Source organism: Corynebacterium sp. c25Ua_89 (genome assembly GCF_047459735.1).
GTDB classification, from domain to species: domain Bacteria; phylum Actinomycetota; class Actinomycetes; order Mycobacteriales; family Mycobacteriaceae; genus Corynebacterium; species Corynebacterium simulans.
On record NZ_JASBOD010000006.1, the window covers coordinates 134,521 to 148,698 of the forward strand.

Here is a 14,178-nt window from a genome sequence, read left to right on the forward strand (position 1 = left end):
CTTCATGCCGCAGATTGAGCTGACGTCGCAGCCTGATCACGCGCTCATTGATGTGATCACGGTCCCGCGTGCTGACAATGACAGCCCGTGGAAGCAGCTGGGCAGCCGAGTCCTGTGGGCATTCGCGCTGCTTGTCTTCGTCACCGTCGTCGTTTACTTCGATGGTGATGGATACAGCGAAAACCTGTCGCTTCTCGATGCCGCCTACTACGCCGCAGTTTCTCTCACCACAGTAGGCTATGGCGATATCGTCCCAGTGACCCCGCAAGCCCGCTTCGTCAACCTGCTCATCGTTACGCCAGCCCGCCTGATCTTCCTTGTTTTGTTGGTCGGCGCGACGCTGTCAGTGCTGACAGATAAAGCACGTCGTACATTCGAAATCCAGAATTGGAGAAAGCAATTGCGCAACCACACTGTTGTTATTGGTTACGGCACCAAGGGCGCGGGCGCCGTCGCTGCTTTGCTGGCTGACGACGTCCCGGCCTCCCAGATCGTGGTCATCGACACCAACCGTGCCTCGCTCGCGAACGCTGAACACCACGGCCTAGTCACCATCTTCGGTTCCGGTACTAAGCAGGACGTCCTGCGCATCGCGGGCGTCGAGAATGCGGCGTCTGTCGTCGTGACTCCGTCCACGGACGATACCGCCGTTCTGTGTACTCTCTCGGTGCGCGAGCTGAACCCGAAGGCAAAGATCGTTGCTTCGGTGCGTGAGTCTGAGAACCGCCACCTGCTGCGCCAATCGGGTGCCGATTCCGTGGTTACCTCCGCGGAGACTGCCGGACGCCTGCTGGGCCTTGCCACCGTAACACCGACGGTGGTGGAAATGATGGAGGATCTCCTCTCCCCAAACGAGGGCTTTTCCGTCTCCGAACGTGCGGTCCGCGAGTTCGAGGTGGGCTCCAACCCACGTCACCTTGCAGACATCGTGCTGGCAGTGCTGCGTAACAACGAGCTGCACCGCGTGGATACCGCGGATGCTTACTCCCTCAAGCCCGGCGATCGCCTCCTGTACATCAAGCACGAGATGGAGCAGGCAACTGAAGAAGAGGACGAAGAAGACTAGTGTTTCTTCCTGTCACCGAGAGCAACCGAGTACCGGTCGATGACACGGGTGCGCCGGTCTTGGTCGCGGAGCCCAGCGGCCCCATCCTCGTTGAGGTAGGGGCCGTTCAGGCGTTTTCTATCCCCGATGAATCCGCTACGAAGCTGGGAACGCTTCGTGACGCTGCCTTCTTCGCAGAAACCCCTGACATCCTCAAGGCCATCCATTTAGTTCGCAATCGCCGGGAGACGCGTTTTGATGCGCGTACGGGTGATGAACTGTACTTCCCAGAACCGGGCGTCGTCGGGCGCTCGCTCCAAGACCCACGCCGCATGGTCTTTCCGCGGATCAATCCCGCAGTCATCGGCATTATCTACTTGGCAGGCACGAATAAGATCCTTCTGGCTCGCAACCGGATGCGCAGTAGCTTTTTCTCGCTCATCGCGGGCTACGTCGAACCTGGGGAGAGCCTGGAGGAAGCCTTCGCGCGGGAAGCGTTGGAGGAGACCGGCAGGCGCGTGCACGAAGTGCGCTATTGGGGCTCGCAGCCTTGGCCGCCTAGTGGCTCGTTGATGATGGGGTTTAGTGCGGTCACGGATGATGTCCAGGCTGTTTGCGATACTGATGGCGAGCTCGAAGAAATCCGCTGGATTTCACGCGCTGAGCTGCCGGAATTAAACATTGCCCGCAAGGGCTCGATTGCACACACGATGATTATGGAGTGGTACCACGGTGAATAGGCCGGATTTGTCCCTATTGGACGAGGACCAGCTTGCAGCAGCCACCGCCCCGCGTGGGCCGGTGTGCATCCTGGCGGGCGCGGGCACCGGTAAGACCCGTACGGTTACTTATCGCATCGCCAACATGGTGGACCAAGGTTTCGCTAGCCCGCAGCGCATCCTTGCGGTTACCTTTACTACCCGTGCTGCAGGCGAGATGCGTGACCGCCTCAACCATATGGGAGTCGGCGGTGTCCAAGCACTGACTTTCCACGCGGCGGCGCGGCGTCAGCTGCGCTATTTTTGGCCGCAGGTGGCAGGTGATTTGCCGTGGGAGCTCGTCGATAACAAGTTCTCCCTTGTTGCCCGTGCGGTGCGTTCGCTGAATCTCGATAATTCGAAGGACTCCATCAGGGATTATCTCAGCGAGATCGAATGGGCTAAGTCCTCGCTGGTTGGGCCGGATTCCTATCCGGAGGTAATCGCCACGACAGACCGCGAAGCGCCTGCTGAACCTGCCAAGGTCGCGGAGGTATTCCGCCGCTATGAGCAGCTCAAGTCCACTTCGGACCGCATGTTCTTGGACTTTGATGACCTGCTCATGCACATCGCTGGCGCCATTGAGAATGTCCCTTCCGTGGCAGAGGTCTTCCGTGAGCAGTACCGCACCTTCGTGGTGGATGAGTACCAGGACGTTACCCCGCTGCAGCAGCGGGTTCTGAACGCGTGGCTGGGGGAGCGCGATGACCTCACTGTGGTCGGCGATGCCAACCAGACGATTTACTCCTTCAACGGTGCCTCGCCGGACTATCTGCTGAACTTTTCGCGCACCTACCCCAACGCCACAATCGTGAAGCTGCAGCGTGACTACCGTTCCACCCCGCAGGTAACGGACTTGGCCAACCACGTCATCGCGAAGGCATCTGGCCGCGCTGCCGGTACACGCTTGGAGCTGCAGGGTATGCGCGAGCCCGGCCCGGAACCGACGTTCAAGGCTTTTGAATCCGAAGAGATCGAGGCAAAGGAAGTCGCGGGCCAAATCCTGACTCTGCTCAACAAGGGCGTTAAAGCCTCTGAGATCGCGGTGCTCTACCGCATCAACGCCCAGTCCGAGCAGTTTGAGCAGGCACTTGCCGACGCCGGCATCGTCTACCAAGTCCGCGGTGGCGAGGGCTTCTTCCGCCGCCCGGAAATCCTGGAAGCAATCCGCGTGCTCATTGCGGCTACCCGCCGTGAAGACTTGCCGGCGGATCCCGTCGCCATAGCTCGCGCTGCTTTTGTTGAATTGGGGCTTACGCCTAGCGAGCCGCAGGGTGCCAAGGCACGTGAGCGTTGGCAGTCGCTGAATGCTCTCGTAGATCTCATCGAGCAAATTGTCCAAGACCATGAAGGCATTGATTTGAGCGGAGTGCTGGGAGAGCTGCATCGCCGTTCTGAGAATAAGCAGAACCCCACGATGGAAGGCGTCACGCTGGCGACCATCCACGCAGCCAAGGGCTTGGAGTGGGACGCCGTGTTCTTGGTGGGCCTGACGGAGAAGCTGCTACCTATCAACTACGCCATCAAGGCAGGTGACGAGCAGGTGGAAGAAGAACGCCGCCTGTTCTACGTCGGAATCACCCGCGCCCGCGAGCACCTCGCTTTGTCTTGGGCTTTGGCAAAGACCACTGGTTCTCGGGCCTCCCGTGAACGCACCCGCTTCCTTGACGGCTTGGTGCCGGGAATCGAAGAAAGCGCTGGTAGCGGTAGGCGCTATCGTGAGCGCAAGTGCCGGGTATGTGCCGCGCCGTTGAGCAGCCCGGCTGAAAAGGTCTTGGGACGCCACGAGTACTGCGATTACGAGGGCGACGAAGAAGTGTTCTCCGCCTTGCGTGCTTGGCGTGCGAACGCCGCCCGCGATGCCAAAGTGCCGGCTTACGTCATCTTCTCCGATGCCACTCTGCAAGCAATCTCTGAGGCTCTCCCGGCTGACGAAGGCGAGCTGCTCGAAATCTCCGGCGTCGGCCCCTCCAAGCTTGAGCGCTATGGTGCGGAAGTTCTGCAGATCATCTCCACGCTGCGCAGCTGAGCAAGTACCCAGGGCAGCAAACCCAGACCTGCATTTTAAGCCAGATGCCGCAGGGGAGCGCCACGATGCTAGCGCTTAGCGCCGCTGGGACTTTTCAAAACAGTAGGGACACTTCGGATGCTCGAGGACTAGGCGGTATTGGTTGTGGCCGTAAGGGTCTACCTCCAGTAACTCGCCTTGCATGACGCGGCTACTTTTTGCACCAGGTGGGCTGGGGCGGCCTGTAAGCCGTCTTAAAAAGATCATGGTTTGCATGGCAACCGCTTTGATAATGACCTCGTCGGCCTTGGCATCTGCCGCATCCAATTGGGTGACGACGTTGTGCCACTGCTCATCGCCGTCGATTCGGTGCAGATGCGAGCACATGGGACACGGCCCGCGGCCGGCGGTTCGCAGGGGGCCAATTACGCCACGGGCGTCAAACATCGACACAGGTAAAAAGTCGCCCTTGCACTTGCGCAGTGCTTCAGCCAGTTCCACCGGCTTATCAAGGAAATCCACCGCTACCACCGGAAAATGCGGGCTGACAGCCTTGATATAAGAGTAGGTATTTTCTTGTTCTAGCTGGTTACGCAGCACGAATCCATCCTGGCTGGCGGCTGCCCGTATGGCCTCGGCAAGTGGGCTTTTGCCCAACACAACCACGCAGCTTCGCGCAGGCTCCGGCCACAAAATGTTGTAACAAATGAGATCCTCAATCAGCGAGCTCGCAGCGGTTTCCTCCATGCCGGCGCGGGTGAGTAGCCGCTGAATGCTATCGCGCGTAATGGGCTGGTGGAGGCGAGACAGGGAAGCGATAATTTCGCTTTCCACCTCGACCACCCCCACGCGAGTGGCGTCCATGCCGAACTGAATGACGCCGGGCTCGCGCTCCAGAATGCTTACCCCCGGCGCCAACATGTAGGCAGTCATTGATTGCTCTTGCGATGCAACTGGCATGCTTTTCCCCCTAAAACCACGCTCGTTGCTCCCATTCCAGCACAAGTACAATGACCTGTCATGTCGAGTAATGAGAACTCAGGTGTCGCCGTGCGCGTTATCCGTTCTGCAAAGCGCAAGCGGACGGTGCAAGCACGGCTTGTCGACGGCGTCTTAGAAGTCCGGATTCCTTCCTGGATGTCGGCGAAAGAGGAGGCCAAAGCCGTGGCCGACATGCAGGCGAAGGTAGCGCGCAAGCACACCTCGACGCGGCGCTCTGATGCTGATCTGCACGAGCGCGCCGTCCAGCTCAACAAAAACTTCCTCGACGGGCGAGCGAAGATCGGCTCAATTCGTTGGGTGGGCAATCAAAACACACGGTGGGGAAGCTGTACTACCTCTACCGGCGATATTCGCATCACCGATCGCCTCAAGGACGTGCCGGAGTATGTCCTCGATTCTGTCGTCATCCATGAGCTGACTCATACCTTCATCCCCGGGCACGGGCCGGAATTTTGGCAGTGGGCTGACCGCGCGCCGAAAGCGGAGCGGGCCAAGGGATACTTAGAGGCCTACCAGCGCTTTGGCTGATAGGCCTCTAATGGCAACGGGGGAGATAGGCAGTGGCCCTAGGCGTTACTCCTTGTCTTCACCGGAGTTATTGGAATCGCCGTTTTCATCCTGCTCGCGCAGCATTTCTTCAAGCTTTGCGAATTCTTCCTCGAAACCGGAATCGGTGGCATCGTCGAGCAAGCTGTCGATGAAGGCGGCCGGGTTATCGAGGTGTTCTGCCGTAGGCAGGAAGTCTGGGTGGTCCCAAGCCCTGTCGCGCTTGTCAACGCCCACGGCGACCGTCGCGCGACGCCACAGCTCGGCAGCGGCGTCGACCTTCGGCGCAGACAACTCGATGCCGACGACCTTGGAAATGGCCTTTTCTGCGGACCCGCCGGTGGCACGGCGATGCGCCCACGCCTCGTTCATGGTGGAGGTGGACGGGATACGATCTCCCAGTGCATCGTTAACTACCTGATCAACCCAGCCCTCAACGAGCGCGAGCAAGGTTTCTAGGCGGGAGACAGCACCGGCATTGCGGGAGGTGATGCGCGGGGTCAGGTCCATGCCCTGCAGCTTGCTCATCGCATCCTGGATGGCTTGTGGGTCACCGGATTCGAGGTTGAGCTCGCGGGTTGCTTCCTCGATGTGGGAAGTGTCGATGACAAGGCCAATTGCGTACTCCTCGACGGAGGAAACTAGGCGCTCAACCAGCCACGGAACGTGCTTGAACAGGCGCTGGCGGGCGGCCTCGCGGGCGCCAATATAGACCAGAATTTCTTGGCCCGGCACATTGAGATCGCGCGCGATCTTTTGGATGTTGTGCGGCAAAAGCGCGGTGCTACCGGCAGGGGAGACCGGAATGCCGAAGTCGGAGCCGGTAAGTGCCTGGGTGGCAAGGTCACCAAGTGCGCGGCCCAACTGCATGCCAAAGTTCATGCCGGACATCTGATTCATCATGTTTGCCATCGGGCCCATCATCTCGCGGGCTTCTTCCGGCATTGACTCCAGCTGCGCATTGTTCATGTGCTCGGCAACTGGGGTAACCAAGCGCTTCCACATTGGCATCGTTGCTTCGAGCCACTCGCTGGAGTTCCACGCCTTGACGTTGCCGGAAGCGGTGGGTAATTCGGTGGCGTCGTCAAGCCAAAGCTCCGCTAGGCGTACGGCTTCTGCTACCGCATTGCTATCGGCACTGCTGATTTCCTTGTCGCTGGAAATCTGCTGGTGCGCGATGCGCTGGGCCATCGCATAGTTGACCGGGCCGGAGCCCTCAGGAGAGCTCATTGAGGAGCCCATGCCAGAAAGCATCTGGCCGAACTGATTAAGAAGGTCTCCTAGACCACCGCCCGCGGCGCTGCCGCCGAAGCCGAAGGCGCCAAACGGGTTCTGGTCGCGGCGCGAGTTATCGTCGTCACCGTCATCATTGTTGGGAAAAGAAAAACCGAATCCGTTGCTCATGCGCTCCAATGTACCGGCTGGCGGTGGGCTGTTTCCATCGCTCGCGCAACGCTGTCAGCGAACAAGGATGAAAACGTTGTAGGCTAATTCCTCGTGAATTCACCAGAGAATCGACGCCTCCGCACTCTCGTTTGGGGCGCTATCCCGGTCATCGTGCTGGGTGGTGCCTTGAGCATCGATCGCATCCCTGGCACGGATATTGCTTTAACCGTGCCTTATGCGGCCGAGGGGCCTGGCCCAACCGTGGATACGCTCAGCGAGGTTGATGGCACTGAGGTCGTGGACGTGAAAGCGCCAAAGACCTATGAGACTTCCGGTCAGCTCAATATGACCACCGTGTCTGTGCGCACCAACATGACGCTGACGCAGGCCTTGGGTCGCTGGATCATGACTGATGACACTCTGGTACCAATCGATACCGTTATCCCGCAGGGGCAGACGGATGAAGAGGTAAACGAGTCGAACGAGCAGGCCTTCACACAGTCGGAGTCGGCTGCGACGGTCGCCGCGATGAATTATCTCGACGTGCCAGTGAAGATCGTGGTCGCGCAGGTTCTAGAGGATGCACCTGCCGCGGGGGTCGTGCGTGCAGATGACGTTATTACCTCCGTTGATGGTGAGAAGGCAACGCAGCCGGGGCAGGTGCAGGACATGGTCCGTGCGAAGAAGCCCGGCGATGAGGTCGAACTCGGCATCGAGCGCGGTGGCAAGAAGCTGCAAGAAAAGGTCACGCTGGCGGCGCATCCACACGATGATTCGGTGGCGCTGATGGGCATTTCGATGACCTCGAAGCCTAAGGAAGACATTCAGGTCGATTACAACCTGCAGGACATCGGCGGGCCGTCCGCGGGCATGATGTTTACTCTCGCGGTAATCGACAAGCTTTCTGATGGCGAGCTCAACGGCGGCAAGTTCGTTGCCGGTACCGGCACCATCAGCGAAGACGGCACGGTGGGTCCCATCGGCGGAATCGTGCACAAGGTAGCCGCTTCGAAAGAAGCCGGCGCCGAGCTCTTCCTAGCACCCGCAGACAACTGCGCGGAGGCCACGAGCCGCGACACCGGCGACATGGTTGTTGCCAAGGTGGAGACCTTGGACGATGCCATTAAGGCGATGGATGACTTCGCCCACGGCAAGCAGGTTCAGACCTGCAATTAGATAAGACCGAGCTCTTTAAGACGCTCTTCGGGATCGTCTTGGTCGGTTGAGATCATCTGCTGCATCACGAGACCGTCCTTGTTATCCACCACCGTCAAGATGGCGGTGTTGCCCAGCATGGACCAGCCGACGACGCGGTCGCCTTCATCCTTGACCACGCGGGAGCTGCGCAGCTCGGTGAGCACCTGCGTGGTTTGGGCGGCCTTGGACTTGTTCTTGAAGAACTGGAACTGGCCGATTTCCGAGCCGGAGCAGTTATAAGAATCTGCGACACCATTGGGATCACAGCGGTCGAACTGCTGGAAGATCTCCACCGGAACGAGGGTTTCGAAGGTCTCGTAGGCTTCTTCTACCTGCTTGGAAAGCTTTCCGTTGCCCTTCTTTTCGCCCTTGGCAGCAGTCGCAGAAGCGGAGGCGGACCCGCTCGCCGGCTCGCTTGCGCCAGATTCTGTTTCCTCGGAGGTGGTGGCCTCGGCCGATGATTGCTCAGAAGAAGTGGTAGAAGCGGTGCTTTCCGACGTCTTCGGGGCCGGGGTTTCAGCCTTCTGGCTGGTAGCTACAGGAGCAGCCGGTGCGGGCTGGCTAGCCTCCTGGCCGTCCCCACATGCCGCGAGGGAGCAGCTTGCAGCAAACAGTCCAGCTGCTACGCAGACGGTGCGGGCGGACAAGGAATTTCGCACGAGGTACTCCTTCAAAGCTGTGTGTTCAAAAGACAGTATTGAGACTTCAGGTGTAGAGAAATTTGGATATAAGACACTTAGTGCCTCAGTTTAGTCGAGTTCATCGGGATCTTGTTCGAGCCCGTAGCGCAATGCGGCGATGACACCCGGTGCCACGTCTGGGCCGCCGCGCAGCTGGATATCGTCTTGTGCAAACGGGCCGGCTGCTTCCAGTTCTTCCTCGGTTGGGCGCACCTGCAGCAGGGTCAGTTCGACGCCTTCCTCACGCAGCACGCCGGAGAAAAGGCGCGCAGGACGCGGGCTAGAGTCTGCGCTCTGGCCAGACTCAGCGGAGGTGTCGCGGAACTTAATCTCTTGGGCCAAGATGACGCCGGCGATCTCGTGTGGCCAGACCACGCGGGAGACATAATCGGCTAGCTGCTCGGAGCCGGGCTCGATGTTTTCCGGGATATTGTCCTGCACGATAAGGGTCAGCGGGGAAGCGTCTTCCTCATTGAGCTCTGCCAGCTGGTCCGCGACCAAAGAAGTCGGCACCAGAGCGAAAAGGGTAGGGGGTGCCTCCCAGCCCTCAGCGTGGACAAATTCCACTGCTTCACGCATGGCTTTGTTTAATGCTGGCTGAGAAAGCTCGGGGGAACTCATGAGACTCCTTATTCGTTAACTGTGTATTGCTTCCCTAAGCTGGAAGACTATACCGCTTATATTCGCACGATTTTGATTGGAGCTGGCGTTGGCCTCTGGTATCTCCCGACCCGCTGCCCCAATGAAGCGACCTCCCAGGGGCTTGTCCTGGACGGTCGCTATCATTGCCGCCTTACTGTTCATCGGCCCATTGTTAGTGGGCTTTTATACAGATTGGAAGTGGTTCGGCGCAATTGAATACCGTGGTGTCTTTACCACCACCTTGGTAGCGCGAATCGTGCTTTTTGTCATCTTCGCAGTGGTATCGGCAGGCGTGGTTTATGCCGCGGGCCGCGTTGCGTGGCGTGGCCGCCCCGAGAGCTTAGCTTTCAACGATCTGAATTCGCCGGTTTACCAGTATCGTCGTTCCATCGAAAAGACCATGGGCGTGTTCCTAAAGGTTATCCCGCTGCTGGTCGGTGTGGTGGCAGGCCTGATGGGGCAGGCTTCGTGGCGCCAGTTCATGCTCTTTTTAAACGGCCAGGATTTCGGCGTTGATGATCCGCAGTTCAACAAGGACTTGGGCTTCTATGCCTTCCAACTGCCGGTGTGGAACATCATCGTTTCGGCGTTTTCGATGCTGCTTCTGGTGTGTTTCTTGCTGGCGCTGTTTAGCCATTACATTTTGGGCGGCATTCGCATCGGCAACCGTGCCTCCGGTGTGCGCGGTTCCATTTCTCGCCCAGCTCGCATGCAGCTAGCGGTAACCGGTGGCCTATGGATGCTGCTGCAGGTAGCAGGCTACTGGCTGGATCGTTATCAGCTTCTGTACAACCAACACTCGCTGTTTACCGGCGGCTCCTACACCGACATCAATGCTTACCTGCCGGCCAAGATCATCCTGATGGTCGTCGGCGTCGTCGTAGCAGTGGCGATCTTCGCCGCGGTGGTAATCAAGGATCTGCGCATCCCTGCACTGGCAGTGGTGCTGATGCTGCTTTCCTCCGTCATCATCGGTCAGGCTTGGCCGCTTTTGATGGAGCGCTTTTCCGTCAACCCGAACCGCCAGGCAAAGGAAGCGGAATACATCGCCCGCAATATTGAATCCACCCGCTATTCCTACGGGCTCACGGATGAGCAGGTTACCTATGAGGAGAACTGGGGAGCAGAGGAAGTAGCCGATTCTAAGGTGGCTTCGGATTCCTCCACGATTTCGAACCTGCGCTTGTTGGATCCGGATATCTTGGCGCCAACCTTTACCCAGATGCAGCAGCTGAAGAACTTCTATGGTTTCCCAGAGACCTTGGCGATGGACCGTTACACCGTGGACGGTGAACTGCGCGACTTCGTGGTCGCCGCACGTGAGCTGGATCCGAATGAGCTGCAGGAAAACCAGCAGAACTGGATCAACCGCCACACGGTTTATACCCACGGAAACGGCTTCGTTGCAGCCCAAGCAAACACCGTCGACGAGGTGGCGCGCGACGCCGGCTCTGCCCGCGGCGGATTCCCAATCTTTACCGTCTCCGATCTGCAAACCCAGCAGGGCAAGCAGCACGAGGGTGAAGGCGAGACCAAGGACGCCGAGAAGTCCCTGGGAATCAAGGTGGACCAGCCGCGCACCTACTATGGTCCGGTCATTGCCGGCGCACGCGATGGGCGTGACTACGCCGTAGTGGGCGAGACCGGTGACAAACCAGTTGAGTACGATACCGATTCCACCACTTACACCTATGACGGTAAGGGCGGCGTTGAGATCGGCAATATTGTGGACCGCACCGCGTATGCGCTGAAGTACCAGGAGATGAACCTGCTGCTGTCTGACCGCGTGGGCTCCGAATCTAAGATCCTCTACGACCGCGACCCGCGCAAGCGCGTGGAAAAGGTAGCGCCGTGGCTGACCACCGATTCTGCCACCTACCCAGCCGTCATTGACGGCCGCATCAAGTGGATTGTGGATGGTTATACCACTCTCGAGTCCCTGCCTTATTCGCAGCGCACCTCGCTGGCAGATTCCACGCAGGATACGCAGAACCCGAACGGCACCAGCCAGCGGCTTATCAACGAGCAGGTGGGTTATATCCGCAACTCTGTGAAGGCTACTGTCGACGCTTATGACGGCTCCGTGGATCTCTTTGAGTTTGATGACCAGGACCCAGTTCTGAAGGCCTGGGAGGGCGTATTCCCGGGCGTCGTCAAGCCGAAAGCGGAAATCTCTGACGAGCTGCGCGGCCACTTCCGTTACCCGGAAGACATGTTCAAGGTGCAGCGCGATCTGTTGGCGAAGTACCACGTTTCCGACCCAGGCGTGTTCTTTAATAACGATGCCTTCTGGTCTGTGCCGGAAGACCCGACCGCCGGCGAGGCACGTGGTTTGAACCAACCTCCTTACTACGTCATGGCGGCGGACCCGAAGTCCGGGAAGCCAAGCTTCCAGCTGATTACTTCTTACCGCGGTTTGAACCGTCAGTTCCTCTCCGCACATATGGCGGTGTCCTCGGACCCAGAGAACTACGGTCAGATCACCGTTCGCGTGCTGCCGACGAATACTCAGACCCAGGGCCCGAAGCAGGCGCAGGACGCCATGATGTCTTCCGACCAGGTCGCTCGTGACCGCACGCTGTGGGAAGGCTCGAATGACCTGAACTACGGCAACCTGTTGGCACTGCCGGTAGGCGGCGGCGAGATTCTTTACATGGAGCCTATTTACTCGCAGCGTAAGGACCAGGAATCCGCGTTCCCGAAGCTGCTACGCGTTCTCGTTTCCTACAAGGGTCGCGTGGGTTATGCCCCGACTATCGGTGAGGCCCTCGACCAGGTGGGCATCGATCCTAAGTCCGCGCAGGACATCACTGAGATCGACGGCGACGGCAGTGCAGCTGACGCGAAGAAGGACTCCGGTGAGGACTCCAAGTCCAAGGATGAGGGCAAGGCTTCGGCTCCGGCCTCGGCGCCGGCGGCCTCTAGTGAGGCCGATGCCATTGACGGCATCAACAAAGCACTCGACAACGTAGAGAAAGCCCGCAACGGTTCCTTCGAGGAATACGGCAAGGCTCTCGACGAGCTCGACCAGGCTGTTGAGGCCTACAAGAAGGTCGAGTCGAAGTAGGCAAGTAGAAAATACTGCCTAGATAAACGCGAATGGCCACCTGCCCAGGGGATTTGGGTGGGTGGCTATCTGTCTGTATAGTTACAGAGGTCGCCGACGAGAGCGGTTATGAAAATAATCAGTCTCGTTAAAGCGTAGATGTTCGGAAGTTCATCACATCGCGGGGTGGAGCAGCTCGGTAGCTCGCTGGGCTCATAACCCAGAGGTCGTAGGTTCGAATCCTGCCCCCGCTACCAACTTCTAATGCCCTAGCAACGGAAACGTCGCTAGGGCAATTTTGTCTGCATGCCCAAATGTCCCCTAGCCCGGTTCAGGGAAATCCTCCAAGATTTCGTCCGCATCCCCATCCTCCTGTGTGAGCACGCTGCGAAGGCGGTTTTCGTTCGGGTGGCGTCTTTGGCGATGTCGTCGTGGAATCCGGCGAGCATCTTCAGCGCTGCTAGTGTCTCGTCGTCGCGGTGGACTGCCCGCAGTGTGTGCGGCATGGTGCGGGCGGTGTCGGCGATGATGAATGCATTCCGGCGGCGGTTTTTGATCGTCCAGGGTAGAGATCGGCTGCTTTTCGCATGGCTAGGTCGGGGAGGTCTCCGACCGTGCAACCGCAGTCGCGGGCCACGGCGATGGGCAGGGCGCCGATCGTGTTGGGTTGATCGATGACCATGAGAACGCTGCCGTGGGCTTGCATGGACGCGAAGATTTCGCGCCGTGCGGCTTCGCCTTGGGGCAGTGGTTTGTCGTAAATTCTCTCGCCGGTGTTGGTCAGCGCGCAGGCATGGTGGCCGGTTTTGCCGACGTCGAGGCCGATGATGATTTCGGGTGTTGTGGACGGTTCCATGGTGGTGTCCTTCTGTTGCGGCTGGTCGCCGGTGTCTTGGACATCCGTTGCAGGTACCCACGTTACGACGAGACCTCTGTTTGGTCCGTGTCCCTATTAGCTGTCAGCGGTTGTCCCCGGTGTCCGGTGGCAACACCCCCGGATTATGGAAATGTTCACGCAGATAAGCCATACGGGGCCCGGTGACCGCGCCCCGTGAGGGGCACCATCACGGTAACGGGGGTGAGGGGGGTAAGGTCAGTAAACTGGGCCTGGCGTAATGCGATAAGGATTGCCTAACCTAATACTAGTTCAGGTGGTGTTCCCGATCGGGAATCGGCAACGGAAGCGAGGCGGCGACGATGAACGGAAAACGTGGATCGACCGGAGAACCCCTCTCCGGAGGGGGAGCCGGGGATGCGGTGGCGTCGCAGACGGATGACGGGCGGTTGGTGCACGTCGCACCGGTCGCAGCGGGTAGCCGACCATCCACCCGCGACATGCTCGTCGCCGCCGCGATTGGCGTCGCGGGGTCTCTCATCATCGTGCCCCTGACTTACCTGCAGGTGTTCGCCGGCATCGCCCACGTTTATCTCGTCGCGGCGACGCTCGGGTTGTGGTTCCTGCAGTGCGTTGTTCCCCTTATCGTCGTCCGCAAGCCTGGCGCGAGCCTCATCGCATGCCTTGCCATGGGCGTCGTGTCCGCGGCGACCACCCCATTCGGCGTCGCCGCAATCGGTGCGCTGATTGTGGAAGGATTTCTCATCGAGCTTCCGTTCATGGTCACCCTGTACCGGCGGTGGACGCGTCCCCAGTTCGTGGCGTCGGCGATGTTGTTCTCCGCGCTGATGGGAACGATGGCCCCGCGCGCAGTCGGCGTCGACTCGCTGACCACGCCCATGGCCCTGATCAGCTTCGCCGTAGCCTTGGCATCGAGCCTGGTGTTTTTGGTCCTGGGCTTTGCCGTCGCAAAGGGGCTTCGCAGCCGCGGGGTCACCCGGTGACCGCCGGAGCACCCGCGTGCGCCGGTGCG

At 59.4% G+C, this 14,178-nt stretch carries 11 protein-coding genes, 1 tRNA gene and 1 pseudogene; 8 read left to right on the forward strand and 5 right to left on the reverse strand.

Annotated elements, in window-relative coordinates; translation table 11 throughout:
- Positions 1-4: 4 nt before the first annotated feature.
- From QKB66_RS10005 to QKB66_RS10015, 3 genes are read left to right on the forward strand one after another with little or no spacing between them, the layout of a single operon-like run.
- Complete coding sequence (locus tag QKB66_RS10005; protein WP_248092170.1) at positions 5-1,066, forward strand: potassium channel family protein; 1,062 nt, start codon at positions 5-7, stop codon at positions 1,064-1,066.
- Entirely contained in the window at positions 1,066-1,785 is a 720-nt protein-coding gene (locus QKB66_RS10010; RefSeq protein WP_248092168.1) for an NAD(+) diphosphatase, read from the forward strand. The genes QKB66_RS10005 and QKB66_RS10010 overlap by 1 nt, the downstream gene beginning before the upstream one ends.
- Positions 1,778-3,832, forward strand: a complete 2,055-nt coding sequence (locus QKB66_RS10015) for an ATP-dependent DNA helicase UvrD2 (RefSeq protein ID WP_414253216.1) — start codon at positions 1,778-1,780, stop codon at positions 3,830-3,832. Before QKB66_RS10010 ends, QKB66_RS10015 begins: the two co-directional genes overlap by 8 nt.
- Before the next feature lie 75 nt (positions 3,833-3,907).
- Here QKB66_RS10015 and QKB66_RS10020 read toward each other — a convergent pair whose 3' ends face one another.
- Positions 3,908-4,771 (reverse strand): hypothetical protein, encoded by an 864-nt coding sequence (locus QKB66_RS10020; RefSeq protein ID WP_248092162.1) that lies wholly within the window; start codon positions 4,769-4,771, stop codon positions 3,908-3,910.
- Between the two features lie 60 nt (positions 4,772-4,831).
- Between QKB66_RS10020 and QKB66_RS10025 the strand changes: the two genes are divergently transcribed.
- The gene (locus tag QKB66_RS10025) at positions 4,832-5,341 is read left to right on the forward strand and encodes a M48 family metallopeptidase (RefSeq protein ID WP_062035654.1); all 510 of its coding nucleotides are present in this window, start codon (positions 4,832-4,834) and stop codon (positions 5,339-5,341) included.
- 45 nt (positions 5,342-5,386) lie between these two features.
- Here QKB66_RS10025 and QKB66_RS10030 read toward each other — a convergent pair whose 3' ends face one another.
- Positions 5,387-6,763: a zinc-dependent metalloprotease gene (locus QKB66_RS10030; RefSeq protein WP_248092156.1), complete on the reverse strand. Its 1,377-nt coding sequence runs from the start codon at positions 6,761-6,763 to the stop codon at positions 5,387-5,389.
- A gap of 93 nt (positions 6,764-6,856) precedes the next feature.
- Between QKB66_RS10030 and QKB66_RS10035 the strand changes: the two genes are divergently transcribed.
- A complete protein-coding gene (locus tag QKB66_RS10035; RefSeq protein ID WP_248092153.1) occupies positions 6,857-7,921 on the forward strand; it encodes a PDZ domain-containing protein in 1,065 nt (354 codons plus the stop codon).
- On the opposite strand, the gene QKB66_RS10040 is transcribed toward QKB66_RS10035, so the two are convergent.
- Both QKB66_RS10040 and QKB66_RS10045 read right to left on the reverse strand, forming a co-directional pair.
- Positions 7,918-8,601: a beta-N-acetylglucosaminidase gene (locus QKB66_RS10040; protein ID WP_248092150.1), complete on the reverse strand. Its 684-nt coding sequence runs from the start codon at positions 8,599-8,601 to the stop codon at positions 7,918-7,920. The two genes, QKB66_RS10035 and QKB66_RS10040, sit on opposite strands and share 4 nt — an antisense overlap.
- A gap of 90 nt (positions 8,602-8,691) precedes the next feature.
- On the reverse strand, positions 8,692-9,243 hold the full coding sequence (locus tag QKB66_RS10045) for a PPA1309 family protein (RefSeq protein ID WP_248092147.1): 552 nt from the start codon (positions 9,241-9,243) through the stop codon (positions 8,692-8,694).
- 121 nt (positions 9,244-9,364) lie between these two features.
- On the opposite strand from QKB66_RS10045, the gene QKB66_RS10050 reads away from it, so the two are divergent.
- Both QKB66_RS10050 and QKB66_RS10055 read left to right on the forward strand, forming a co-directional pair.
- Positions 9,365-12,331 carry a UPF0182 family protein gene (locus tag QKB66_RS10050; RefSeq protein WP_414253217.1) on the forward strand — a complete coding sequence of 989 codons (2,967 nt, stop codon included), beginning with the start codon at positions 9,365-9,367 and terminating at the stop codon, positions 12,329-12,331.
- 159 nt (positions 12,332-12,490) lie between these two features.
- A tRNA-Met gene (locus QKB66_RS10055) sits at positions 12,491-12,567 on the forward strand.
- 118 nt (positions 12,568-12,685) lie between these two features.
- Here the strand turns inward: QKB66_RS10055 and QKB66_RS10060 are convergent.
- Positions 12,686-13,166, reverse strand: a pseudogene (locus tag QKB66_RS10060) (IS110 family transposase); the annotation flags it as partial.
- A gap of 341 nt (positions 13,167-13,507) precedes the next feature.
- Between QKB66_RS10060 and QKB66_RS10065 the strand changes: the two are divergent.
- Positions 13,508-14,149 (forward strand): ECF transporter S component, encoded by a 642-nt coding sequence (locus tag QKB66_RS10065; RefSeq protein ID WP_414253218.1) that lies wholly within the window; start codon positions 13,508-13,510, stop codon positions 14,147-14,149.
- Positions 14,150-14,178 lie beyond the last annotated feature (29 nt).